Below are 25,640 nucleotides of genomic sequence, written 5' to 3' on the forward strand. Positions count from 1 at the left end.
GCACCGAGGTGAACTATGTCCGCATCAACCACGACAATTGCGACAACAAATACAAAAAAAGTAGCGCTGGTTACTGGCGCCGCTAAACGCATAGGCGCAGAAGTTGCACGACAATTACACAAAGCAGAATTCAATGTGGTGATTCACTATCATCACTCACAAAAAGCGGCACAAACGCTGGTAGATGAATTGAATGATGCACGCGAAAACTCGGCAATTTGTATCGCCGCCGACCTCAATAATCTAACACACGTTAATAAATTGGCAGCGCAAGCGCAGCAACACTGGCAACGCATGGATTTACTGGTCAATAATGCATCCAGTTTTTATCCAACCCCCATTGGCGAAACCAGCGAAGACGATTGGAACCAGCTGATCAACTCCAACCTCAAAGCACCTTTTTTTCTGGCGCAGGCATTATCTCACCCCCTTAGCAAACATCACGGCTGCATTATTAATATTGCCGATATTTACGCTGAGCGCCCGCTTAAAAAACACAGTGTTTATTCCATAGCCAAGGCAGGCAATGCAATGCTCACCAAAACTCTTGCACAGGAATTGGCACCTCTTGTTCGCGTGAATGGTATAGCGCCAGGCGCCATTCTCTGGCCAGATGATTCCAACAAAAAAGTAGAGGACAAATTGTCCGATGACAATAAAGAAAAAATGCTCGCTAAAATCCCGCTACAACAACGCGGACACGAACAGGATATTGCGCGCACCATTTTATTTTTAGCCACACAGGCACCTTACATTACCGGCCAAATCATCACAGTCGATGGCGGGCGCTCTATCACCTGTTAATCACCCTAGCGATTAATTTTCAAACCAATTAATCGCCAAGCCAATTAATCAAAAGGCAGTCACAATTTATGATTAGAGCGCAATTACTGACGGATACAGGAGAATGGATTAACGGAGGCGAAGAGTTAATCACGCGCTGGCGCGCCGACAATAGCGGATATATTTGGATTGATTTAATAGGTGAAGAGCCACAAACAGAAAAAGCATTTTTATTGTCAATGGGCTGCCATCCGATGGCGATTGAAGATGCGCAGCGGTTTCGCCATCCACCCAAAACTGAAACCTTCGATGACTACACCCTTATCCTCTACCGCGGCATAACCGAGTTCAACAAAGACCTCACCATCCAACAAATGACCATCGCGTTATTTGCTGGCGAGCGCTGTCTGATTAGCTGCCATCCACGCCATTCAATGGGTGTTACTCACTACTGGGAAAGCGCGCAGCAAGAAAATTTATTGGTCAGCCCCGGCCTGCTCGCCTCGCGCATTATGCGCTTTTCAGTTGGACGCTATCTGGAAGCTATTCTGGCTTTTGAGCCATCTCTTAACGAACTGGAAGATGCGATACAAGAAAAACCCAATGACGACATCATGCGCGAGATCATCAGCTACCAATCGCGATTACGCAAACTCAAACGCATTTTCAGCTACCACGAAAAGCTGGTGACTAATTTACTCAAAGAAATTCCACAGCGATTAATCGATGAAGACGGCGATATAGAACACGCACTACAAGATTTATTCGAGCGCTGCGAACGCTTGCACGGTTTATGCACTATGTACTATGAAATTTGCGGTGATTTGATTAACGGCTACCTATCAATCAGCTCGCACCAACTCAATAATACGATGAAAGTGCTAACGGTACTCACCGCGATTTTTGTTCCGCTCACTTTTATTGCAGGCATCTACGGCATGAACTTTGACAACATGCCCGAATTGCATACACCCTATGGTTATTTTTATGCACTGGGCGCGATGCTGGTAATTGCGATAGGGTTTGGTGTTTTTGCGTACAAGAAGTGGCTTTAATCAGGATTTGGAAATCGCTTTCCCATTCCACTCAAAATCAATCGACCACAAGGACTGCGAAGCCTGATCATATTCAGCCCAGAGTTGTTGATAGCTTTTTTGCAATTGCGGATGCAAAAGCTGCGGTGCAATTTCTGCCAAGGGCAAAAGTACAAACGCGTTTTTGGTAATTTCGGCGCGCGGCAATTCCACCCCGCTCTCGACGCCAACAAAATCGCCGTAAGTCAGAATATCTATATCCAGCGTGCGCGGGCTAAATTTAGGGCCGTTACGCTTGCGACCATTATCATCTTCTATTCGCTTTAACTTTTCCGATAACTCGGTAATGGATAACAGTGTTTCTGCACCCACCACCAAATTAAAAAAGTTGCTGCCATCAAAGCCGACAGATTTGCTTTCATAGACTGATGAAATCTGCAGCTCACCAAATAGTGCACACAACGCATCCAGCGCCGCCACAATATTTTTATGGCGATTCACGTTGCTCCCTAAACTCAAATAAATCGCCGTCATTCAGACTTGGCTCCTGGTTTTTCTCCGCGCTCAATAATCAAGCCCACATCGCGCGCGCCGCGAATTGCTCCCGGCTTACTTAAACGCAAGCGTAACCAAGGCACAGAAAATTCCGAGCGAATCATTTGCGCAATTTCTTCTGCCAAGGTTTCTACCAGCAATGCATTACGGTTTTCCACATAGGCAATCAATCGTTTGGAAACTGCTTTGTAGTTCAATGCAAATTGAATATCGTCTGTTTCGGCAGCTTTGCGAATATCGCTCGCCATTTCCAAATCGATACTCACTGTTTGGCGCACCTCGCGCTCCCAGTCGTAAATGCCAATAATGGTGTCGATGCGAAGATCGCGGATGTAAACAATATCCATAAATATTTCTTTTAAAGAGGAGAAAGTGTATTGAGTGGCCAGCGCGCTTTGACATTAATTGCCAAACCTTCGTGTTGATCGGCAAGCAGCCTCTGGCAACCAGCGTAGGCGATCATGGCGCCGTTGTCGGTGCAAAATTCATGGCGCGCATAAAATACTTTTGCGCCAATTTTTGCGAGCTCGGAATCCAAATCGGCGCGCAGCTTTTTATTCGCCGAAACTCCACCGGCGATAACCAGCGTTTTCATACCGGTTTGCTCAAGTGCACGCTTGCATTTAATCACCAGCGTATCCACCACTGCCGATTGAAAAGCATTGGCAATGTCGGCGCAGGTTTGATCATCAGGCAAACCGTTTGCCTGCTTATTGGCATTGACCGTGGTGAGAGTCGCGGTCTTTAAGCCGCTGAAACTGAAATCCAAACCGGGGCGATCAACCATCGGACGCGGAAATTTAAATCGCCCTTCATTACCCTGCTCAGCAAGCTTGGCGATTTGCGGGCCGCCAGGATAATCCAAGTCGAGCATCTTCGCCGCCTTATCAAAAGCCTCGCCCGCCGCATCGTCAATCGACTCGCCTAGCAGCTCGTATTCGCCTATCGCATCTACCTTGACCAGCTGGGTATGACCGCCCGATACCAGAAGCGCGACAAATGGAAACGCCGGGGGATTGGCCTCCAACATAGGCGCAAGCAAATGCCCCTCCATATGATGCACACCAATAGCCGGAATATTCCATGCATAAGCCAGTGAACGCCCCATAGACGCCCCCACCATTAATGCACCGATCAACCCTGGGCCAGAGGTATAGGCAATTGCATCTATATCCTCAGCGGTGGAACCACTAGCGGCCATCACCTCATTAATCAGCGGCAATAGTTTGCGCACATGATCGCGCGAGGCCAGCTCCGGCACTACGCCGCCATACTCCGCATGAAGTGCGATCTGGCTATATAAGGTATGCGCCAGCAAGCCGCGCTCGCTGTCATAAACCGCTACACCCGTCTCATCGCAAGATGTTTCCAAACCCAGTACACGCATAACAACCTCTAACCGCCACGACATTCGGGCGGCAATGACCAACACAGGGCGGATATGATAAAGGCTGAACTCATGAAAACCCAGCACCATCATTCGCTCAAGGTTGCGACTGCCATAAGAAGCGTATAGAATCCGCACCCCTCGGATACTTCGCCGTGTTTACACGTGAACATGTATCCATAAGACATCATTTATTAGCTTTTAAAGGTAACAGCATGCCTTCAGTAAAACTTAAAGAAAACGAACCATTTGACGTAGCTCTGCGCCGTTTCAAGCGCGCTTGTGAAAAAGCAGGCATTTTGGCTGACGTTCGCGCTCGCGAATGCTACGAGAAGCCAACCACTATTCGTAAGCGTGACGCCGCTGCCGCTGTTAAGCGTCATGCAAAAAAGGTACAACGCGAATCTAAAAAGTTTACCCGTCTGTACTAAGTTATTTGCTGCCACCAATGCTGGTAGCCAAATAGATTAGTTTGACCGGTTCCACTCGTTAGCCTGTTTGCATCTGTCATCTAACGAGTTGAGCGTTCCACTCCTGTACCCAAATTGATTACTCAATAACCGGTGAATCATGAGTCAACCAACGCTAAAAGACCGCATAAATGATGCCTTAAAGACCGCGATGCGCGCGAAAGAAAAAGAGCGCGTCGCGGTTTTGCGTCTTGCGATGTCTGAATTCAAAAAAATCGAAGTGGATGAGCGCATCGAAGTTGATGACGCCCGCGCCTTGGCCGTGCTCGACAAAATGGTCAAGCAGCGCCGCGACTCCGAACAGCAGTACACCAGTGCAGGCCGCACCGAGCTAGCCGAGCAGGAAGCCTATGAAATCACTGAGATTCAGGCATTTCTTCCTGCTGCGCTGACCGCCGCCGAACTCGACGCCATTATTAGCAAAGCCTTGAGCGATGCAGGTGTGACCGAAGCGCGCGACATGGGCAAAGCCATGGGTTTGATCAAGCCACAGGTTCAAGGCCGCGCCGACATGGGCGAAGTCAGCAAACTGCTTAAAACCAAGTTGAGCAATTAATCGCCAACTGCCAGCGTCTAGCTATCCCCTTAGGCGACCCCCCATGGCCGGACTTATCCCGCAAAGTTTTATCGATGACATGCTCGACCGCCTCGACATAGTCGATGTGGTCGATAGTCGCGTAAAGCTGCGCAAAACCGGCAAAAACTACAGCGCCTGCTGCCCTTTCCACGACGAGAAAACCCCCTCCTTTACAGTAAGCCCCGAGAAACAGTTCTATTACTGTTTTGGCTGCGGTGCGAGCGGTAATGCACTGGGTTTTGTCATGGATTACGAGCGACTCAGCTTCCCCGAAGCAGTTGAGTCCCTCGCCCGCCTTACTGGCCTTGAAGTTCCACGCGAAGTACAGACCGAAGCACAGGAAAAGCGCGAGCAGGAAAAGCGCAGCATCTACACCCTACTGGAAAAAGCCGATGACTTTTACCAGCAGCAACTGCGCCATCACCCCAGCAAACACCTCGCCGTCAATTACTTAAAAAATCGTGGATTGGATGGCAAAACCGCCAAAGCCTATGGTGTCGGCTTTGCCCCGCCCGGCTGGGACAACCTGCTTAAAGCCCTTGCCACCAGCAACGAGGACAAACATCTTCTGATCGAAGGCGGCATGCTGATTCATCAGGAGCAGGAAAAGAAACTCTACGACCGCTTCCGCCATCGCATTATGTTTCCCATTCGCGACACTCGCGGGCGGGTAATCGGCTTTGGCGGGCGAGTATTGGGCGACGACAAACCCAAGTATCTCAACTCACCCGAAACACCAGTCTTCCACAAAGGACAAGAGCTTTACGGCCTCTACGAGGCGCGCCTCGCCTATCGCGAATTGCCCCGCCTGCTGGTAGTTGAGGGCTACATGGATGTGGTCAGCCTCGCCCAATTTGGCATTGGCTATGGCGTGGCCACGCTCGGCACAGCCTGCGGCCCAGACCATCTTGATCGCGCCTTTAAATACACCAGCGAAGTCGTGTTTTGTTTTGATGGCGATAAAGCCGGACGCAGCGCCGCTCATCGCGCCCTGGAAGCATCAATCGAATGCATGACCGATGGCCGCACAGTGAAATTCCTGTTTTTACCCGAAGGCGAAGACCCAGACACACTGGTACGCCAAATCGGCCCAGACAAATTCGAGCGCATGATCGAGCTGGCCGTTCCATTTGAGGATTACCTGTTTGATGCGGTAGCCGAAGGCTTGAATATTCGCACCATGGAAGGCCGCGCCACTTTCAGCAAACGCGCCGCCCCCTTGCTAGAACGGCTACCTAAAGGCGTATTTCGCGAATTGATGTTTGAAAGCCTGGCAACCCGCACCGGCCTTAATCGCAACATTTTGCAGGAGCTGATTCAGGATCAGCAGAACAAAGGCGAGCCGCAACCACTTTTTTCTGCCCCGCAGATAACAGCCGCACCAGAGGAATCACCCCCTAAAATTGCCTTGCCGAGAAAAACCGAGCCGGAATGGGATTATCCCCCCATCGCCAATTACGAAGATTACGGCGACTTTCCGCAGGAATTACCCCCACCGGATTATCATGAGTTTTATGAAGAGCCTCGCACGCAGCGCCAAGCCCTCAATAAGCCATTTCAACCGGAACTTCAGGCTCGTGCCGCCAGCAAATACCTGATGCCACCAGCACGCAAGGCGCTGGCACTACTCCTCACATATCCCACACTCGCGAGCCTTGAAACCAATCACGATGAATGGTTAGCGAAAGATACCGATCTGGACTGCTTGATGCTCGGGCGCCTACTCAAAGTGCTGCATGAGCGCCCGCACTACAATCTTTCACACTTGATAGGCTATTGGCGCGGCGTTTATGGCACCGAGGATACCGAGCGATTGGCCGCCGTTGCGGGACACGATTTACTTCAAGCGGCAAATGCCCTTGCTCAGACACGGCAAGACAAGCCAGCCAAAGCAGATTACGACAATCAGGCCGCATTTAGTCACGCCATGGATAAGCTGCGCCAACAGCAAAACCAGAAAAAAACAGCTGAATCCTTGGCAAAACTCAAAAATACCGACTTTACTCAACTCACCAAAGAAGAACGCAATCAACTGGTTCGCGCAGCCTTGGCAGCAAAGTTACAGCAATAAACACTTGATCTGATCAAAAAAAGCCCAATCTAGTCATAACTCAGCGAAGAATGTGGCCTCACCAAGCATCCGCCTAGAATCCACTCAAGCAAGTGGAGTATAATGTCGGGCTTTGCATTTCACTCACCAGGTTTCAAATAGGGTTTCGAATGTCTGAAGACGTCCAACAGCAACAATCCCGTATTAAAGAACTGATCGCTCGCGGTAAAGAACAGGGCTACCTGACTTATGCCGAAGTAAACGATCACCTGCCCGAGGACATTTCTGATCCGGATCAGGTCGAAGACATCATTCAGATGATCAACGACATGGGTATCCGCGTCTATGAAACCGCCCCCGACGCCGACACCCTGTTAATGACCGATGGCGACTCTGCTGCGGATGAAATCGCCGCTGCCGAAGCCGCTGCCGCTCTGGTTGCCGTAGAAACCGAAACCGGTCGCACCACCGACCCAGTGCGTATGTACATGCGCGAAATGGGTACGGTTGAGCTGCTGACTCGCGAAGGCGAAATCGTTATCGCCAAGCGCATCGAAGAAGGTGTGCGCGAGCTGATGCACGCCATCGCCTACTGGCCCGGCGCTGTGCAACAAGTGCTCGACGAGTATGCACTGGTTGCCAAAGAAGAACGTCGCCTTGCCGACGTAATTATCGGCTGGCTCGATCCGGTAGAAGATATTCCCTCTGCCCTCACTGAATCCGAGGACATCCCCGTCGCAAATGGCGCCGCCAAAGAAAATAAAGATGACGAAGATGAAGATGAAGAATCCGGTGACGACGAGGAAGAAGCAGTTTCAGGCGTAGACCCTGAAGAGGCGCGCGTACGTTTTGAAGAGCTGCAGAAACAGCAAGACAAAACTAACAAAACTCTCGCCAAATACGGCTACGGCAGCAAACAAGCTGAAAAAGAACTCTCGACCCTTGGCGATCTGTTCAAATTCTTCAAATTACCTGCACGTCAATTTGACCCGATTTACACCAAAGCGCGCGACATGCTTGACCAAGTGCGCCAGCAAGAGCGCCGCATTATGGATCTGTGTACCCGCAGAGCCCAAATGCAACGCAAAACCTTTATCAAAGAGTTCCCCGGCAACGAGACCAACGAAGCTTGGCTGCCTGAATTTTTGAAAGGCAAGGTTGATAACGCCGAGAAACTTGAGCGCGTATTACCCGACGTACAAACTGCGCAGCAACAACTGGCTCAGATTGAAACTGAAAGCAATCTCAGCCTTGCTGCAATCAAAGACATCAACCGTCGCATGTCGATTGGTGAAGCACGTGCACGTCGCGCCAAAAAAGAAATGGTTGAGGCCAACCTGCGCCTGGTAATTTCTATCGCGAAGAAATACACCAACCGCGGCCTGCAATTCCTCGACCTAATTCAGGAAGGCAACATCGGCCTGATGAAAGCGGTGGATAAGTTTGAATACCGTCGCGGCTACAAATTCTCCACCTACGCAACCTGGTGGATTCGCCAAGCGATCACCCGCTCTATCGCCGACCAAGCGCGCACCATTCGTATTCCGGTACACATGATTGAGACCATCAACAAACTCAACCGTGTATCACGCCAAATGCTGCAGGAAATGGGTCGTGAACCCACTCCGGAAGAATTGGGCGAGCGCATGGAAATGCCGGAAGATAAGGTTCGCAAAGTACTGAAAATCGCCAAAGAACCTATCTCCATGGAAACACCAATTGGCGACGATGAAGATTCACATCTGGGCGACTTTATCGAAGACACCACCATTATTTCTCCGGTGGAGTCAGCGACAATGGAAGGCTTGATGGAAGCAACGCGCGAAGTACTCGCCGGCCTCACCGCCCGTGAAGCAAAAGTACTGCGTATGCGTTTTGGTATCGACATGCACACTGACCACACTCTGGAAGAAGTGGGCAAACAATTTGATGTAACGCGCGAGCGTATCCGCCAAATCGAAGCCAAAGCCTTGCGCAAATTGCGCCATCCATCGCGCTCGGATCATCTGCGCAGCTTCCTGGACGACTAATTGTTCAAATAGCAAACAAAATAAAACCCGCAACTGCGGGTTTTATTTTTTTAAGGCAATACAATAAGTTATCAACTATAGCCACACACAAAACTTGCCTCTATAATGTGCATCCCTGTCGCAAGGCAGCTGTAATTTTCCTCTTGGGGCCTATAGCTCAGTTGGTTAGAGCATCCGACTCATAATCGGCAGGTCACTGGTTCAAGTCCAGTTGGGCCCACCACTTTTCCCTTAGTAAATCCCTTGGCTGCGCAGATAATCATCGTAGTTACCATGAAAATCGATCAAACCGCTTGGTTGCATATCGATGATTCTGGTTGCGAGTGAGGATACAAATTCGCGGTCGTGACTAACGAAAATCAAGGTACCGGGATAATTTTCCAGCGCGAGGTTTAATGCCTCGATCGATTCCATATCCAAGTGGTTGGTTGGTTCGTCCATCAACAATACGTTGGGATTAACCAAGCTGAGTTTGCCGAACAGCATTCGGCCTTTTTCACCACCGGATAGCACTTTCACGTTTTTCTTCACGTCGTCGTTTGAGAACAACATGCGACCAAGCGCGCCGCGCACCAATTGTTCGTCACCTTTGGTCCACTGTTTCATCCAGTCAAACAGATTGCTGTTGTCGGCGAAGTCAGCGGCGTGATCCTGTGCGAAGTAGCCGATCTCGGCCTGCTCTGCCCATTTAACGGTGCCAGCATCGACCTGCAGATCGCCGTACAAACAGCGCAACAAGGTGGTTTTACCGGCGCCGTTGGGGCCGATAATCGCAATGCGCTCACCCGCTTCTACTTGCATACTTAAATCGCTAAATAGAGTGCGATCAAAACCTTTGCTGATGCCTTCGAGCGTAACCGCTTGGCGATGCAGTTTTTTGTTTTGCACAAATTTGATGTAAGGGCTGACACGGCTGGATGGTTTGATGTCATCCAACTGGATTTTATCGATTTGTTTTGCGCGTGAGGTTGCCTGCTTGGCTTTGGATGCGTTAGCAGAGAAGCGGCTAACGAAAGCTTGCAGCTCGGCAATTTGCGCTTTCTTTTTCGCATTTTCGTTGAGCAATTTATCGCGCGCTTGCTCCGAGGCCATCATGTAGTCGTCGTAGTTGCCCGGATAAATGCGCAGCTCGCCGTAGTCCAAGTCCGCCATGTGGGTACACACGGAGTTCAGGAAGTGACGGTCATGCGAGATGATAATGATGGTGCTGTTGCGCTGGGTCAGCACGCCTTCCAACCAGCGAATGGTATTGATGTCGAGGTTGTTGGTCGGTTCGTCGAGCAGCAGTACGTCTGGATCAGAGAACAATGCCTGCGCGAGCAACACACGCAACTTCCAGCCCGGCGCTACGGCGCTCATGGGGCCAAAATGTTGCTCGATAGGAATATCCAAGCCGAGCAGCAATTCACCCGCGCGCGATTCAGCGGTGTAACCGTCCATCTCGGCAAAGGCAACTTCCAACTCGGCAACACGCATGCCGTCTGCTTCGCTCATTTCTGGCAGCGCATAAATGCGGTCGCGCTCGGCCTTCACTTCCCATAATTCGGTGTGCCCCATGATCACCGTATCCACCACCGAGAACTCTTCGTAGGCGAATTGATCCTGCTTCAACTTACCCAAACGAAGATTGGGTTCCAGCATCACCTGCCCTGCGGACGGCTCAAGATCGCCCCCGAGGATTTTCATAAAGGTGGATTTACCGCAACCGTTGGCGCCGATCAGGCCGTAGCGGTTGCTGTTGTTGAATTTGACGGATACGTTTTCAAAAAGCGGTTTAGCACCAAATTGCATGGTGATATTGGCGGTGGAGATCACGGGTAATTTCTCTGCGAATGAGCGATAAAAAAGGCATCCACGAGGGATGATTGGCTAAAGTTTGACTAAATCTTGTATAAAAAGGCGCGCATTTTAGCCCATTTCGCCCGCCAAGCGGGATTTTTATGCCAGATAAAACAATGCCCGCACTAGGCGGGCATTGTTAAAAAAGGTCAAACCAGAGCACAAACTGCGAAGGCTGAATCGATCAGGGCAGCTTGAATACCACTTTTACACTGGCATCTACCGCGCTGGCATCCACATAGCCGACCATAGCGGGGTTAGCGGCTACAGCTGCTTTTACTGCGGCATCATCACCCACATCTTTGGGCGGTGTGCCTTTGCCGGTAAACACCAGCTGCGACCAGTAGGCTTTGTATTGGCTCGCGTTTTTCTTGCACACACCTTCATTGAATTTATCGCGCACGGCTGAGCCTTCGTTTTGGTTTACCGGCGTTGCAGCAGAACCATTGGGGAAGCTTTTGCTTTTGCCGAGAAACAGGCGCGACACATCGTCTTCCGTCAGCGAGTCAAAGCCAGCTGATGGATGAACAATTACCGCAACCTCTGCCCACACCAGATTGGTTAAACCCAGCATCAGTACAGTGGCCAACACATTCAGATATTTTTTCATGATGGCCTCCACTTAAAACACAGTTTGCAATGCGACTGAAAACACTTTCTGGTCGCCTTGGTTTTTGTCATCCACATCGTCGATCTGGAATTTCAGCGCAGTACCGGTGGTGACATCCCAACGCGTACCAATACTCACCACATCGCGATCAACCGCCTGAGATTCGGCAACAGCTTGCAAGGCACCAATTAGCGGCGCAGTTTGTTGTGATACCGGAATGCCGGCTTCTGGATGCGCAGCGTCATCGCGCGATTGTGAACCAGTCAAATGCACTAACCAATCACCAAAACGCACACCGCCCATTACATAGCCGCGTTTGTTTTTAGCGAGCAATGTATTTTCAGGATCGAATTCCACATACTCGATTGCCGCGACAAAACGACCGGTATCGATATTCAAACCGATTTCAGCAAAGGTCGCTTTATCGTCATCCACCAATAAGTTATTGGCGTTGCTTTCAAAACCGCTATTGCTCAATGCCGATGCAAATGCGCCCAAAGTACCAAACACTGGCATGGTGATACCAGTAACATCAATCGACAAATCCGCTTGGTGGTAGGCCGCGCGAAGTGTCCACCAATCTTTTCCGATGGTACCCGCAATCCCCATTTGGTTGCGGGTTTGCGCCTCCTCCATAGTACCGTCATTATCCAAGTCCAACTCGTCGTCAAAGCCGCCGAAATACGCTTGGAAACTGGTATCAAAAATACCGAGAGTTGCAGTGGTGTAAAAATCCACGCCGTTCACATTGTTAAATGGCAGGTAATAGACTTCACGCGGTGGGCTGATCCAAGCATAGGCGTAGCCGACATCGAGAAAATCGGAATACATATAAAACGGCGTGCGCAAACGACCTGCGCGAATTTTGCTATTTTCCGTCGCCTGCCAGCTCAAATAAGCCCATTCAGCATCGACTTCATAATCGTTTTCACTGCGCGCAGTCAGCTGCACAGTCGCGGTTAATTTTTCCGAGACATTGCCAGAGATTTGAATCCCCAGCAGATTGTCATCTAGCGTGAAATCTTCTTCGTCATAACCACCGTAACTCAGGCTGTTTTCATCATCGACCATACCGCCGCCGACCGATAAAAAACCGGACAAATTCAGATCAGCCGCCTGCGCCAAAGGCGCAGCTGCAACTAGCGCAATAGTGAGCGCAAGCGTGTGTGGTGTTGTACGAATCGAACTCTTAGTTTGCATTTTGAGTAACACTCCTATTTAACGCACCATCTGTGCTTATAGATCCCGACATGATATTTTTATGTATTGAACTGCAACATAAAAAGAATAAAACCTGACCGACATTAAACGCGGAATTGACTGGCCACTTTACGCAACTGATGACTGATGTGATCTATATCATGACTGATTTCATCCAGCTCATTTGTACTTGTGGTAACCAATTGAGTACTGCTGTATATGCCATTGACATGATTGGAAACCTGCGCAAATGTGGTTGTTTGCTCTTGTGTTGCAGCAGCAATTTTTTCGTTAAAAGCACTGATAGTTTCTACATTATTTAAAATAGAATTGAGCACTTCACCCGATGCACGCGTCTCTTCCACGCCGCGATTTGCGCGCACCACACTGCCCTGCATTGCGGTTACGGCACTAGCCGAGACTTCGCGCAATTCGCCAATCACTTTATGAATTTCTTCTGTCGCTTGACGTGTACGCACCGCAAGGCCGCGCACCTCATCTGCCACCACCGCAAAACCGCGCCCGTGTTCGCCCGCACGCGCTGCTTCAATCGCTGCATTTAACGCAAGCAAATTGGTTTGCTCTGCAACTGTTTGAATCGTGTTTAACAACTGACCGACATCGGTTGAAAATTCTTCAAAGCGATTAACCACATCGGCAGCACTGCGCACTTCATCGGCAAGTGTGCTAATCGTTGCAACGTTTGCTGCGAGCGTCTGCTTGCCACGCGCGGCGGCACTACTAGCATCCTGTGCTTGATGCGATGCATTTACTGCAAACTGCGCGATGTCATTGACGGTATTCAGCAAGTCGTCAATAGCTTGCCGCATGCTTGATATAGCATCCGCCTGCTCTTTTATACGAACCAAATTTTGTGAGCTTGAATTGGTGAGGCGCGACGCGACTTGCGCTAAACCGCCTACATCTTGACTGACATTGCCAAAAGAGCCGTGCAGCTTTTCAACAAACGCGTTGAAGTTATTAACCAAATGGAGGATTTCATCGTGGCCGGAATAGTGAATACGCTTGGTTAAATCGCCCGCGCCCGATGCCATTTCTTTGAGCGATGCAGTGACTTCATTAATACTCGATGTAATTGAGCGGCCGATTAAAGAGCTGACAGTTAACAGCGCAATTACCGCACACACCGAAACAATTAACACGACGCCTGCAGCGCCTTTTGAATCATCGATAGTTGCGCGAATCGAATCATTAAAATGAGTGGAGGTTTCCGTTTTCATTTGCGAGAGCGCAGCGCGTAAGGACTTTAAGGTTTCTGCATTAGCCGCCGCTTCAGCGCCAACTTTTTCAAAATCCACCGTGCCACCAATAAAACTTTTGGCGATTCGTACCGAAGTGGTAAACCAACTTTCAAGTTGTGCATCCAGCGCTTTTGCTTGCACGGAAAGATCGCTGCTTAAATGGGATAATTTTTCGAGATTTTGACGAATTTCCTGATAATGCTTATCCGCATCTTCCAGCGCTTGTTCATCACCCGTAGTGACAGAACTGTTGATTTGCTGCTCCATCAACAAGAGCGCACCTAAATTGACAGTGGTTAACTCAAGGGTGGGATAAATTCGCTGTTCAACTTCGGCCAAGCGACTGCTGTTTGCGCGCTCAACCCACATGGAGTAGCCCTGACTAATAACAAATCCCAGCAGAGCAATGGTTACCAACAACATTAATTTTTTTGCGATGGTCAAGCGGAGCATTGGCCGTGCCTCAATAACTCAATGTTTTAATAATCCTTTGGGTATAGCAGTCGCCCATTGAATGAGCAAACAGGATAAGAGTTTTAGCGACAGAGGAGTGAGAGTAGAACTACTTATAAGCGCTAACTGCGCTTAAAAAAAATCGCCTAATTATTTTTAGCAATTAGGCGATGAATTCAAAAGTGGTGCGAGTTGGTCGATTAATACTAGCGCGATAAACAAATCACATCAGTGAAGATCGTTTGAGCAATAGCGATAGCGGAATCGCTAACACCGCCAAAGTCATGCCCATCGCCAACGCGATCAAGCTGTGCAAATCTAACGTCAGCACCCATGCGTAGGCGGGTTGAATAATGCTATGCAGCGGGAATTGTTTTAACACCAGCAATGCAATAAATGTCACCGGAAGCCAAATAATTAAACGCTCCAGCCAAGGGTTCAGGCGCTTGGGCGCAGGCAAACTTGCCATGACTTGCGCACTAAAATCACCATCGTCGAGATAGTCGCTGGAATTGCGCAGCTGCTGCCGCAAAAAATCATCAAATTGGTTGTCGTTCATCTCACGACCTCACTTAATTGAACGTTCATTCAGGGAGGGCGTCCTGCCAGGATGCCAAAAGAGCCTGCAACTTTTGCTTGCCGCGCGCAATGTGGGTTTTCACCGTTCCCAGCGGAATCCCCATGATGCTGGCCGCCTCTTCGTGCGAGAAACCATCTTCATAGCATAGCCGAATCGCCAGCTGCTGGCCGGGGCTAAGGGTTTGCATAGCGGCTTCCACATCTTTTTGCGCGTGATACTGCGTTACGCTGCAGCGCTCAACTTCGATATCTTCATTTTCATCGAGTTCACACCATTCGACCTTTTTCGCGCGCCAGCGGTTGGCGGCGATATTAAAGGCGATGCGATACAGCCAGGTAGAAAACTTGGCCTCTGCGCGAAACGCGCCCAGCGCAGCATAGGCTTTCATAAAAGCCTCCTGCGCCAGATCGTCCGCGAGGTGCGTATCGCCGTTGCACAGGCGTCTTGCCCAGATGCGCAACGGCGACTGGTAGCGCAAGACCAACTGTGCAAATGCATGTTGGTCCTTGCGGCTAACCACCCGCGCGATCAGTTCCTGATCGGTAAGGGACATGTGGATTAGTCCTGCGCGCCAGCCTGTGTATCAGTCGGCGTCGCGGCCAATGGGTCTGCGCTTGGCCGGTTCAGATGCCAGATCAGCACTTGCGATATACCCAATCCAATCCAGATAAAACCAATCGCACCAATCTTTATCCCAAAGGCGATAGTCAAAAAAACCAGCCAGCCTGCGCCCAAACAAATATTGCGAATGCCCTTGGCTTGATTGCCACTGTCATCGGCACTTTTGGGTTCATCACCACGCAGCAGTTCAATGGGAATATCGCGCCCGTTAGCCAGCAGTTTGTCGATATTCATATTGATGTCGCGCTGACGACGGCGTTTAGAGCCGAACAGAAACATTAGCAGCATGATCATCAAAATGATCGGACCACCGACAAAAAACAGAATTAACAAGATTGGAATCAACAGCGCCAGATTCGCGGTATTTTCATTTACCTTGCTGTTCTCAAATACCTGACTCAGGTTTCTCTCCCAATTTTTGTCCCAATCGTGATGGTCAATGGCTTGGGTAGCCGCGTGTTGCGCCTGCTCAGCCTGTTGGCGCGCATGCTCATGCTGCTCGCGCACAAAATCTTGCTGTTCACGCGCAAAGTCCTGCTGCTCTTGCAGCCACTGCTGGTGCTCGCTGGAACCTGCGGATGTAGAGGTGGAAGCGGAGGTTGATGAATCAATTTGAACCTGAACAGGGGTGGAACCGTCTGTGGTTACCACAGTGCCTTCCAGTTCAGCGGCGTAAACCACAGGTACTGCGCTTAAACATAAGCAGGCGATACCAAGGGTGCCGAACAGCTGCGGCAAACGAAAAAGAAATGTCATGGGATAAGCCTCTCAGGAAAAATCCGGGCAGGATTAGATCAATATTGCCCCCAACTCACAACTAAGACACAGTCTAGTGAGCCTTGGATTCACCCGAGAAGTTTATTTTCGCGCCGAGCAGAATTAATGAATCCCTCCCAGCCTCCCTTTGGCAAAGGGAGGAGCTGCAGCCTCATCTTAAGAGAAGGGCTCAATTCCCCCCTTTGCCAAAGGGAGGCAGGGGGAGCTTACAGGGTTAACTGAGAGGTGTTAGGCCAGAAGTTAGTGAACTAACTTCTGCCAAAGACTTTTGATGGGATTTTTACCGGCGAGATTGCAATCCACCGACTCCAACGGACGGAAATCATCGCGCAGCGGCAGCCAGACAGCGCCTTCGCAGGTCTCGGCGCTGAGCTTGCCAGTCGCGGCATCCAGCCAATCAAAACTCACGCCGACCGGAGGCGTTTGCTCCAAACTGCGCGTCGGCATGTGTTTCATAAAATCCGACCAGACCTGCAAGGCACCACCGGCACCACTTAGAGGGGTGGCACTGTTGTCATCGCGCCCCAGCCAAACCACCGCCAAGTGCTCGCCACTGAAACCGGCAAACCAGCTATCGCGCTGATCATTGGTAGTACCCGTTTTACCGGCGAGGTCGATGCCCGAGGGAATCTGGTTATAGGCGCTGCGCCCGGTACCTTCACGCATAGTACGCTGCATGGCGTATTGCAGCATAAAGGTGGATTCGTTGGAGAAGCGCTGTTCCAGCTCCAGCGGATAGCGCTTGAGTGGCTTGCCGTCGGCAGCAAGCACATCGCGGATCGCGTGCAGCGGCGTGTAAACCCCTTCAGCGGCGATGGTGTGATACATGCCCGCAATCTCCATCGGCGACATATCAATCGAACCAAGCAACATGGATGGCAACTCCGGCACATCGCCTTCATAGCCAGCGCGCTTCACGGTTTTAGCGACGCGATCCAGCCCCAGCGTCATGCCCAAACGCGCGGTGGATTGGTTGTAGGAATAGGCGAGACCTTTGTAGAGGGGAATATCACCATTGCTTTTTTTGTCGTAGTTTTGCGGTGCCCACCATTTGCCACCGGATTTATAACTCACCGGCGCATCGCTAATGATGGTGCCCAGGTTGTACTCCTGCGGAATTTCCAGCGCGGTCAAATACACAAACGGCTTGAGCAGTGAACCGACCGGACGCTTGGCATCAAGCGCGCGATTAAAGCCAGTGAAGCGCGGATCTTTGTCGCCCAGCAACGCGAGAATTTCACCACCGCCAACCGAGGTGACCACCATGCCGCCCTGCACGTTTTTGGTTTTGAATTGCTTTTCCAACTGCTCCACGCGCAACTTCATGGATTTTTCTGCCTGACGCTGCACCATGGGCGACAGCGTGGTGAAGATGCGCAAACCTTCGCTGCGCAGATCGCTTTCGTTGTAATCCTCATTCAGCTGACGCTTCACTAAATCCATAAATGCCGGATAAGTGGTGGTGCGCGCCTCGCCTTGTGCAACTATGCCAAGCGGCGCTTTTTGAGCAGTTTTTAATTGAGCATCGGTAATTAACCCTTCTTGATGCATCACCCCCAAGACTACATTGCGGCGCTCTTTGGCGCGCTCAGGATTGCGCCACGGGTTGTAGTAAGACGCGCCTTTTACCACGCCAACTAACAATGCCAGTTCGTGCGGCTCCAACTCATTTAATGGCTGACGGAAATAATGCTGCGCGCCCAAAGCAAAACCGTTAATGGAACGCGCCCCGCTCTGCCCTAAAAAGACTTCATTGATGTAGGTTTCCAGAATTTCCGACTTGCTGTAATGCACTTCCAGCAACACCGCCATAATCGCTTCAGGAATTTTGCGGCGCAGAATGCTCTGCTCGTTGGTGAGATAAAAATTCTTCACCAGCTGCTGGGTAATGGTACTGCCGCCTTGGCGCACGCCGCCGCGAGTGGTATTTACCCAAGCAGCGCGCAGAATCGCCATGGGTGATACACCGTGATGTTCAAGGAAGTTTTTATCTTCAACCGCAAGCAGGGTTTCGCCTAACAATGGCGGCAAATCCGCAAGGCGCACCAGCAGGCGATCCTCTTTATCGGCCGGATAAAACCCGCCAATCTCCTCCGGCTCCATGCGCACCAGCGGCAAATCGGCACCCGCCAAATCGATCAAACCGGCCACGCTGCCGTTATTCACGCGCAACATAAATTTGCGCGCGGGTTCGGTTTTATCCCAAAACGCAAAGCCGCGGCTGTGGATGTGATAGACAATCTCGTTAGAACTGGCGCTGACTTTTTTCAGCACATGGCCAGGAGTGTTGGCATTGTTTTCAAAGCGATAACCCAGCGCGCGCAACTCCTGCTCAAACAGCGAAGGCGTTAGGGATAAGCCCTGATACAACTCCAGCGGACGCGCATAAACACGCGCCGGCAAAGCCCATTTTTTACCTTCAAACTTTTCGCGCACTACCGAATCCAGATACAGCGTCCAGATTCCCATCAGCGCTACCACTAACAGCAAACCATAAAAAATCCACAAGCGCGCCAACGCCCAACCACGGCGGGAAGGTGCAGAGGATGAAGATTTGGGAGCGCGACGATTGCTAGAGCGGCGTTTAGTCATAGGCGATACTTACTCATGAAAAAGCGAATAAAAAGATGAATCAGGTGCAAAAAATTTGGGCGCCAGTGTAACCGCCACCCCCTGTTAATGCGAGGCGAAATCCCCACCATTGAGCGACGCGACACAAGTGATAATTAAGCGCAGCCCGCGCTTTTGCTTTATCCCGCAGGATGAATTTTGCATAATGCCGCGCAAATTCATTCTTCTATTTACACAAAAGGTTATCCAGCTGATGAGCAAGCAATATCACATCTATGGCATAGGCGCGGCTTTGGTCGATACCGAAATTACCCTCACCGACAACGACCTCACCACTATGGCCGTGGCCAAAGGTGTGATGACGCTAGTGGATGAAGCGCGCCAGAATGCACTGATTGATTACTTGCAAGATCATTTGGTCGCATCACATCGCGCCAGCGGCGGCTCGGCGACAAACAGTATTGTCGCCGCCGGTTATTTTGGATCGCCCAATTTTTACTCCTGCAAAGTCGCCAACGATGACAACGGCAACTTCTATATGCAGGACATTCGCGCCGCAGGCGTTGCAACTCCCGCGCACGTGGTTCCGCCCGCAGGCATCACCGGCAAATGCCTCGTCATGATCACACCTGACGCTGAACGCACTATGAATACCTTTCTCGGCATCAGCGAAACCCTATCGGTAAATGAATTGGATACCGCAGCCATCGCCCAATCCAACTACGCCTACATCGAAGGTTACCTGGTCACATCGACAACTGGCCGTGCCGCCGCGATTGAATTGCGCAAGCAAGCCGAAGCCAATAACACCAAAACTGCACTGAGCTTATCTGACCCGGCGATGGTGCAATTTTTCCGTGACGGTTTGGTGGAAATGATTGGCAGCGGCGTGGATTTAATTTTCTGCAACAAAGATGAAGCAATTGGCTTTACCCAAACGCAGACCATCGAACAAGCCTGTGAAGCGCTCAAGCAATACTGCAAACAATTTGCAATTACCTGCGGCGCAGAAGGCGCGCTGGTTTTTGATGGCGAGAGCTTGATTAAGGTTGCAGGTACTCAGGTAAAAGCCATCGACACTAACGGCGCAGGCGATATGTTCGCCGGTGCGTTTTTGTATGCAATCAACAATGGTAAGGATTTCAAAACCGCTGCCGAATTTGCCAACCGCGCCGCCGCCAAAGTAGTATCGCAATTTGGCCCACGTTTGAAACCGGAGCAACACGCGGAATTAAAAGACGGATTTTTTAACTAGATAATGGCTCGGAGTGAACGCAATTTGGCGCTCACTCCGTTTCTGAGCTGAAAGCTGATCAGCCCTTGGGGCCAAAGAGAAACCACAGAATAAAGCCGAGGAACGGCAATACCAGAAGCACAACCACCCACAGGACTTTCGTCCCCGTACTGGCGCCACTCTGTACAGTTTTGATTACCGCATAGACGATACAAATCAATAATAGAAAACCAAGAATCCCGCCTGTTTCTACACTCATATCCTTCTCCTGTTTAGTTAGTTACACCGTTTATTACAGTGCAACATCTGCACCAACGCAAATCGCAATAGACAATATCTATCAACTGCCAAGGCATCTAAATAAACATTCAATTTCCTTTGCTAATGATAATTGTTGTTATTTGTGACAAAATGCGCGCCCTAAGTCGGCATATATTCAGATCGACACAGAGTGAGAAACCTATAGGAATCAAGCTATAAGCAAAAAACACGCAGATTCGAAACCCTATATCGAAACACACACAAATTATCTGGAGTGCCTTATGAAGTTCAAACTCTTACCCCTTTCTGCCGCTGTATTGCTTGGTCTTCACGCGCAAGCCGGTTTGGCACAGGGCACTGCCAAGGACGCAACCAAGAAAAACGCGAATGAAACTGAAGAAGTTGTCGTAACCGGCAAGTACAGCGTCAGCCAAACCAAAGCGCTGGATACCGCAACCGGCTTGGGTCTAACCATCGCAGAAACACCACAATCAGTATCGGTTTTGACCTTTGAGCGTATGCAAGACCAGAACATCACCAGCATTTTGGAAGCCGTTAACAACGCTGTAGGTGTGACAGCAGAAGAAACCGACAACGTGCGTAACGGCTTTTATTCACGTGGTTTTGCGATTGATAGCTATCAAATCGACGGCGTTCCTACCTCTTGGTCATTGGGTGGTGACTCAGGCGAAACCGTTGCCGATACCGTGATTTACGAGCGTATTGAATTCGTACGCGGCGCCACTGGCTTGATGACCGGTGTAGGTGACCCTTCCGCCTCTATTAACTTGGTACGTAAACACGCCAGCAGCAAAGAGTTGACTGGCTATTTGGATGTGGGTACCGGTAGCTGGGATAAAAGAACCTTCGCCGCTGACGTAGGCACTGGTTTAAACGAGAGCGGCACCGTGCGTGCGCGCTTAGTTGGCCGTTATCAAGGTGGCGAATCTTTCGTTGACTACTACGAAGACGACAAGAGCACTTTATACGGTGTGCTGGAAGCCGATTTAACCGACGCCACCTTGGTGCGTGTAGGCGCGAGCTATCAAAACAATGACCCAACATCCACAGTATGGGGTGTATTGCCAGGTTTCTTCTCCGATGGCACCCGTCCAGATTGGGACGTTTCCAAAACCACCGCAAGAGAATGGAACCGTTGGGAATCCACTAACACCAATTACTTCGTTAGCGTCAATCACACCTTTAACAACGGGTGGGAATTACTCGCCAATTACAACAACTTGCACTACGAAACAGAAGCGCGCCTGCTCTACGTTTATGGCTCATTGGATAAAGCAACCGGTGCAGGTTTGAACGCCCAACGTTATCGCAGTGATGGCGAGTCAAAGCAAGACAGTTACGATTTTCAGTTAAAAGGTGATTTCAACCTATTCAACCAAAGCCATGATTTTGTAGTAGGTGCCCTGCGTGCCGATCAATCTGCAAAAACCTTTACCCAGCTTCCTCTGGGTGGCGACATGAGCGGCGGTTACGACAGAGTTCCAGTAACCAATTTCTACGAGTGGGACAGCCTTGATCTGGATGAGCCAGAGTGGGATACCACACGCACGCAATCACAAGGCAGCGAAACTGAGCAAGAAGGTTATTACGCGGCTACTCGTCTTTCTGCGACAGACAAACTCAAATTTATTTTGGGTGGACGTGTAGCAACCTGGAAGCGCAATGGTTTTGACTGGAGTGGTATTGTTGATTACGGCGTTGACGACGAGTTTATCCCCTACGCTGGCGCACTCTATGATTTAACCGATGCTCACCGCATCTACGCCAGTTACACCGAAATTTTCAAACCACAAAATAATCGCAATGCCGATGGCAACTTCATTGATCCTCTGGTTGGCGAGAGCGCGGAAATTGGTTTGAAGAGCCGCTTCCTGGATGACCGACTGCAGACTACTGTTGCCTACTTCGATATCCAGCAAGACAACTTGGCTCAGCTGGACAATACGTTTACAGGAACACCAGAGCAAATGTATGCGTACATCGGAGTTGAAGGCGCGCAGAGCAAAGGCTTTGAAATTGAAGTGGTTGGTCAACCAATAGACGGCTGGAACATCAGCGCAGGCTACACCCAATTCACTATCGAAGACGCTAATGGCAATGATCTGAACACCGACAATGCAACCAAATCACTCAAGCTATTTACCTCTTACGAATTCGGCGGTGCGCTTGATAAGTTGATGGTGGGCGGTGGTGTAAATTGGCAAAACGAAACCTACTCCGCAGGCATTAATCCTGCTGGGCAACCTGATCGCCTCACTCAGGAAGCCTATGCACTGGTTAGTCTGATGGCTCGCTACAACATCACCGATGATCTGAGTGCGCAATTCAATGCCGCTAACGTAACGGATGAAAAATACTACTCACAAGTAGGCTATTTCAGCAGTTACCGCTACGGCACACCGCGCAACTACACCATCAGCTTGAACTACAAGTTCTAATCTTCAAACGCTCATGCTGATAAACCGCAGGTCATGCAAATGGCCTGCGGTTTTTTTCATTAATGCATAACGCTCGGCAAAAACGACAACAACCACTTACCATCCATTACCAACCAGTCAAACCACAAAATCTGGTGCGATGCGACAATCAACCAGAACACTAAGCGAAACGATACTTTTTTGGTTTTATGGCGAAATTGCTGCTGCGCGATAAAAGCCCCCGGCCAGCCGCCGACAAATGACCACAAATGCAAATTCGCCTCAGGGATACGCCATTCATTGCGTTTAGCGCGGCGCTTGTCATCCCAATAAAAATAATAGGTAAGAAAACTAGCACCCACGTAAACCAATATCGCCCAAGGCGCTTGGTAATTAATCGCCAAATCAACCGTTCCCGCGACAGGCAGAATCAACAACACCAACAAATAATGCCAAGGAATGGAATGTTTGCGGCGGCGATTATGAGCCGAACCAACCGCACGGGATTTTTCTGAGCGCATAAAAAAACTCTCTGGTGAATACCACGCAAAAAAATAGGCGACCAATTGGCCGCCTATTTCTACAAACTGATTTTTTATCAAACTCTTTTTTACCGCGCCATAAATTAATGCTTGGCTTTATTTGCGGAGCTAACGCGCTGCATTAACAAATCGGTGTAAGCGATGCCGATAGCAGAGGCGATGAAGGTCATGTGAATGATGGTCTGCCACATTACGCCTGCTTCGGTGAATTTTGCACCTGGCATACCGATGTTTCCAGCTTCAATAAACGTCTTTAACAGATGGATTGACGAGATACCGATGATTGCCATCGCCAATTTAACTTTAAGCACAGTGGCATTAACGTGGCTCAACCATTCAGGTTGGTCGGGGTGGCCATCCAAACGCAAACGCGACACGAAGGTTTCATAACCACCGACAATAACCATCACCAACAGGTTGGAAATCATTACTACATCGATCAAGCCAAGTACGATCAGCATAATTTGCTGCTCGCCGAGCGTGTTTACATCAAAAACCAGATGAGTCAGCTCTTTCAAAAACAAAAACACATAGGCGCACTGGGCGATGATCAGCCCCAGATACAAGGGCAATTGCAACCAGCGCGAGCTGAAAATAAGAGCCGGTAAAAAACCGGTTTTATACGGAGACGGAACTTCACTCATCGGAACACCTTTGCGTAAATAAAAAGTAAAATTTCAAATTGAATGGCGCCAATATAAGGATGCCATCGCAAAAAACAAGTGCTTTACACTGCCTTACTCTGGCCGCAAACCGGGCAGTTGTGATCTTTGGGTAATTTCAATTCGCGCCACTGCATATGGCGCGCATCCAGCAGCAACAAACGCCCGGCGAGGTTAGTGCCAAAACCGCAAATCAGTTTGATAGTTTCGAGCGCTTGCATGGAGCCAATCACACCAACCAGCGGCGCGAGCACACCATTGGCAGCGCAGGTCAGATCATCCGAATCTTCTTCATACAAGCAGCGATAACAAGGGTTGGATTCCTTGCGCGCATCGAACACAGCAACTTGCCCTTCAAGGCGAATCGCCGCACCTGAAACCAGCGGCACTTTTGCAACGACGCAAGCCGCGTTGATCGCAAAGCGCGTGGCGAAATTATCGGTGCAATCTACAACCACATCAGCCTGCTGCACTTGCGCGGCGAGATTATCGGCATTCAATACTTGCTCGACGCACTCAATGGTAATTTCAGGGTTTAACTCCTGTAACGACAAAGCAGCCGATGCCGCCTTGTTCATACCGATACGCGAATTAGTATGCGCAACTTGTCGTTGCAAATTGGTTAAATCCACCGCATCAAAATCGGCCAACACCAAATGGCCGACACCGGCCGCAGCGAGATACAAAGCCACCGGCGAGCCCAAACCACCCAAACCAATAATGAGCACGCGCGCGGCTAATAATTTTTCCTGCCCGTCGAGATCGACATCGGGCAACATGATTTGGCGCGAGTAGCGCAGCAGTTGTTCGTCGTTCACTGTGACTCCGTTTTTCTACCGAGACTGACGCGCTCATTGCCGCCCAGATCGCGGCGGGTTTCTACCTGTTCAAATCCGTTTTGCGCAAACAATTTGCGCACGGCTTCGCCCTGATCATAACCGTGTTCCAGCAGCAGCCAGCCATCGATGCTCAGATAATTTTTACTCTCGCGGATAATCAATTCAATATCAGCCAAGCCGTGATTATCGGCAATCAATGCCGAGCGCGGTTCAAAGCGCACATCGCCCTGCACCAAGTGCGGATCTTGCGGATCTATATAAGGTGGATTGCTGACAATCACATCAAATAATTGTGTAGAAATCTGTGCAAACCAATTGCTCTGCACAATGCGTACATTTTCAAAACCCAAGTGCTGGCGATTCTGTTCCGCGAGCGCAACAGCATCAGCCGATTGATCCACCCCCAACAAATTCCAGTGCGGTTTTTCACTCGCCAGCGCTAATACAATCGCGCCGGTTCCTGTGCCTAAATCCAAGCAGTGGCGCTGGGTTTCGGGTTCATCCTGCGCAAATAATTCGAGCGTTAGTTCGACTAATAATTCGGTATCCGGGCGGGGAATCAGCGTGGAATTATTAACGATTAATGGCAGCGACCAAAATTCGCGCTGACCAATAATATGCGCTACTGGCTCGCCGTTTTTGCGGCGCGCGAAGAAATCGTTAAACACATTTTCTTGCTCGGCGGTGAGAGTTTTATCCGGCCAAGTGAATAACCAAGTGCGATTTTTTTGCAGGATATGACAGAGAATTAATTCGATATCGAGACGCGCGGAATCGCTGATTGATTCCAGCTCAGGTGCCAATTGCAGGCATTGTGCAACGGTGATGTTGCTCATAGAGAAAGGCCACGTAGGTTGGGCAGCAA

The 25,640-nt window shown here is 50.0% G+C and carries 24 protein-coding genes and 1 tRNA gene; 9 read left to right on the top strand and 16 right to left on the bottom strand.

The features are described 5' to 3' along the window. Positions 1 to 15 precede the first annotated feature (15 nt). Positions 16 to 804: a pteridine reductase gene (locus tag SPL68_RS14465; protein ID WP_323815884.1), complete on the top strand. Its 789-nt coding sequence runs from the start codon at positions 16 to 18 to the stop codon at positions 802 to 804. A 68-nt stretch (positions 805 to 872) separates the two neighbouring features. Continuing rightward, the gene (locus SPL68_RS14470; RefSeq protein WP_323815885.1) at positions 873 to 1,838 is read left to right on the top strand and encodes a magnesium transporter CorA family protein; all 966 of its coding nucleotides are present in this window, start codon (positions 873 to 875) and stop codon (positions 1,836 to 1,838) included. On the opposite strand, the gene folK is transcribed toward SPL68_RS14470, so the two are convergent. The 3 genes from folK to tsaD are packed head-to-tail and all read right to left on the bottom strand — an operon-like array spanning position 1,839 to position 3,759. Continuing rightward, the gene (folK, locus tag SPL68_RS14475; RefSeq protein WP_323815886.1) at positions 1,839 to 2,351 is read right to left on the bottom strand and encodes a 2-amino-4-hydroxy-6-hydroxymethyldihydropteridine diphosphokinase; all 513 of its coding nucleotides are present in this window, start codon (positions 2,349 to 2,351) and stop codon (positions 1,839 to 1,841) included. Further along, positions 2,348 to 2,719 carry a dihydroneopterin aldolase gene (folB, locus tag SPL68_RS14480; protein WP_323815887.1) on the bottom strand — a complete coding sequence of 124 codons (372 nt, stop codon included), beginning with the start codon at positions 2,717 to 2,719 and terminating at the stop codon, positions 2,348 to 2,350. Before folB ends, folK begins: the two co-directional genes overlap by 4 nt. Before the next feature lie 11 nt (positions 2,720 to 2,730). Further along, positions 2,731 to 3,759, bottom strand: coding sequence for a tRNA (adenosine(37)-N6)-threonylcarbamoyltransferase complex transferase subunit TsaD (gene tsaD, locus SPL68_RS14485; protein WP_323816052.1), 1,029 nt, complete (start codon positions 3,757 to 3,759; stop codon positions 2,731 to 2,733). Between the two features lie 215 nt (positions 3,760 to 3,974). On the opposite strand from tsaD, the gene rpsU reads away from it, so the two are divergent. The 5 genes from rpsU (at position 3,975) to SPL68_RS14510 (ending at position 9,109) form a co-directional block, all read left to right on the top strand. Next, entirely contained in the window at positions 3,975 to 4,190 is a 216-nt protein-coding gene (rpsU, locus tag SPL68_RS14490) for a 30S ribosomal protein S21 (protein ID WP_133685095.1), read from the top strand. Positions 4,191 to 4,329: 139 nt separating this feature from the next. Next, positions 4,330 to 4,785, top strand: a complete 456-nt coding sequence (locus tag SPL68_RS14495; protein WP_323815888.1) for a GatB/YqeY domain-containing protein — start codon at positions 4,330 to 4,332, stop codon at positions 4,783 to 4,785. 43 nt (positions 4,786 to 4,828) lie between these two features. Further along, complete coding sequence (gene dnaG, locus SPL68_RS14500; protein WP_323815889.1) at positions 4,829 to 6,877, top strand: DNA primase; 2,049 nt, start codon at positions 4,829 to 4,831, stop codon at positions 6,875 to 6,877. 149 nt (positions 6,878 to 7,026) lie between these two features. Then, on the top strand, positions 7,027 to 8,886 hold the full coding sequence (gene rpoD / locus SPL68_RS14505) for an RNA polymerase sigma factor RpoD (protein WP_323815890.1): 1,860 nt from the start codon (positions 7,027 to 7,029) through the stop codon (positions 8,884 to 8,886). A 146-nt stretch (positions 8,887 to 9,032) separates the two neighbouring features. Beyond that, a tRNA-Ile gene (locus SPL68_RS14510) sits at positions 9,033 to 9,109 on the top strand. An 8-nt stretch (positions 9,110 to 9,117) separates the two neighbouring features. On the opposite strand, the gene SPL68_RS14515 is transcribed toward SPL68_RS14510, so the two are convergent. The 8 genes from SPL68_RS14515 to mrcB all read right to left on the bottom strand — a co-directional run bounded on the left by SPL68_RS14515 (position 9,118) and on the right by mrcB (position 18,820). Next, positions 9,118 to 10,701: an ABC-F family ATPase gene (locus SPL68_RS14515; protein ID WP_323815891.1), complete on the bottom strand. Its 1,584-nt coding sequence runs from the start codon at positions 10,699 to 10,701 to the stop codon at positions 9,118 to 9,120. A gap of 208 nt (positions 10,702 to 10,909) precedes the next feature. Next, positions 10,910 to 11,335 carry a type 2 periplasmic-binding domain-containing protein gene (locus SPL68_RS14520; protein WP_323815892.1) on the bottom strand — a complete coding sequence of 142 codons (426 nt, stop codon included), beginning with the start codon at positions 11,333 to 11,335 and terminating at the stop codon, positions 10,910 to 10,912. 12 nt (positions 11,336 to 11,347) lie between these two features. After that, positions 11,348 to 12,535 carry a DNA topoisomerase IV gene (locus SPL68_RS14525; RefSeq protein ID WP_323815893.1) on the bottom strand — a complete coding sequence of 396 codons (1,188 nt, stop codon included), beginning with the start codon at positions 12,533 to 12,535 and terminating at the stop codon, positions 11,348 to 11,350. Between the two features lie 104 nt (positions 12,536 to 12,639). After that, the gene (locus SPL68_RS14530) at positions 12,640 to 14,250 is read right to left on the bottom strand and encodes a methyl-accepting chemotaxis protein (RefSeq protein ID WP_323815894.1); all 1,611 of its coding nucleotides are present in this window, start codon (positions 14,248 to 14,250) and stop codon (positions 12,640 to 12,642) included. 223 nt (positions 14,251 to 14,473) lie between these two features. Next, the gene (locus SPL68_RS14535; RefSeq protein ID WP_323815895.1) at positions 14,474 to 14,809 is read right to left on the bottom strand and encodes a hypothetical protein; all 336 of its coding nucleotides are present in this window, start codon (positions 14,807 to 14,809) and stop codon (positions 14,474 to 14,476) included. A 25-nt stretch (positions 14,810 to 14,834) separates the two neighbouring features. Next, positions 14,835 to 15,383, bottom strand: coding sequence for an RNA polymerase sigma factor (locus SPL68_RS14540; protein WP_323815896.1), 549 nt, complete (start codon positions 15,381 to 15,383; stop codon positions 14,835 to 14,837). Between the two features lie 5 nt (positions 15,384 to 15,388). After that, the gene (locus tag SPL68_RS14545) at positions 15,389 to 16,207 is read right to left on the bottom strand and encodes a DUF6249 domain-containing protein (RefSeq protein WP_323815897.1); all 819 of its coding nucleotides are present in this window, start codon (positions 16,205 to 16,207) and stop codon (positions 15,389 to 15,391) included. Between the two features lie 261 nt (positions 16,208 to 16,468). Continuing rightward, positions 16,469 to 18,820 (bottom strand): penicillin-binding protein 1B, encoded by a 2,352-nt coding sequence (mrcB, locus tag SPL68_RS14550; RefSeq protein ID WP_323815898.1) that lies wholly within the window; start codon positions 18,818 to 18,820, stop codon positions 16,469 to 16,471. Between the two features lie 232 nt (positions 18,821 to 19,052). Here mrcB and SPL68_RS14555 point away from each other — a divergent pair, with 232 nt between their 5' ends. Continuing rightward, entirely contained in the window at positions 19,053 to 20,054 is a 1,002-nt protein-coding gene (locus tag SPL68_RS14555) for an adenosine kinase (protein ID WP_323815899.1), read from the top strand. 58 nt (positions 20,055 to 20,112) lie between these two features. Here SPL68_RS14555 and SPL68_RS14560 read toward each other — a convergent pair whose 3' ends face one another. After that, entirely contained in the window at positions 20,113 to 20,292 is a 180-nt protein-coding gene (locus SPL68_RS14560; protein WP_323815900.1) for a PLDc N-terminal domain-containing protein, read from the bottom strand. 283 nt (positions 20,293 to 20,575) lie between these two features. On the opposite strand from SPL68_RS14560, the gene SPL68_RS14565 reads away from it, so the two are divergent. Further along, the gene (locus tag SPL68_RS14565; RefSeq protein WP_323815901.1) at positions 20,576 to 22,753 is read left to right on the top strand and encodes a TonB-dependent siderophore receptor; all 2,178 of its coding nucleotides are present in this window, start codon (positions 20,576 to 20,578) and stop codon (positions 22,751 to 22,753) included. Between the two features lie 59 nt (positions 22,754 to 22,812). Here SPL68_RS14565 and SPL68_RS14570 read toward each other — a convergent pair whose 3' ends face one another. The 4 genes from SPL68_RS14570 to prmC all read right to left on the bottom strand — a co-directional run bounded on the left by SPL68_RS14570 (position 22,813) and on the right by prmC (position 25,611). Further along, the gene (locus SPL68_RS14570; protein WP_323815902.1) at positions 22,813 to 23,253 is read right to left on the bottom strand and encodes a DUF1294 domain-containing protein; all 441 of its coding nucleotides are present in this window, start codon (positions 23,251 to 23,253) and stop codon (positions 22,813 to 22,815) included. 104 nt (positions 23,254 to 23,357) lie between these two features. Beyond that, on the bottom strand, positions 23,358 to 23,918 hold the full coding sequence (locus tag SPL68_RS14575) for a TIGR00645 family protein (protein WP_323815903.1): 561 nt from the start codon (positions 23,916 to 23,918) through the stop codon (positions 23,358 to 23,360). A gap of 83 nt (positions 23,919 to 24,001) precedes the next feature. Beyond that, positions 24,002 to 24,754: a HesA/MoeB/ThiF family protein gene (locus tag SPL68_RS14580; protein WP_323815904.1), complete on the bottom strand. Its 753-nt coding sequence runs from the start codon at positions 24,752 to 24,754 to the stop codon at positions 24,002 to 24,004. Beyond that, the gene (gene prmC, locus SPL68_RS14585) at positions 24,751 to 25,611 is read right to left on the bottom strand and encodes a peptide chain release factor N(5)-glutamine methyltransferase (protein ID WP_323816053.1); all 861 of its coding nucleotides are present in this window, start codon (positions 25,609 to 25,611) and stop codon (positions 24,751 to 24,753) included. The genes SPL68_RS14580 and prmC overlap by 4 nt, the downstream gene beginning before the upstream one ends. Between the last annotated feature and the right edge of the window lie 29 nt (positions 25,612 to 25,640).

It is taken from the genome of Cellvibrio chitinivorans, assembly GCF_035117775.1.
GTDB classification, from domain to species: Bacteria; Pseudomonadota; Gammaproteobacteria; order Pseudomonadales; family Cellvibrionaceae; genus Cellvibrio; species Cellvibrio chitinivorans.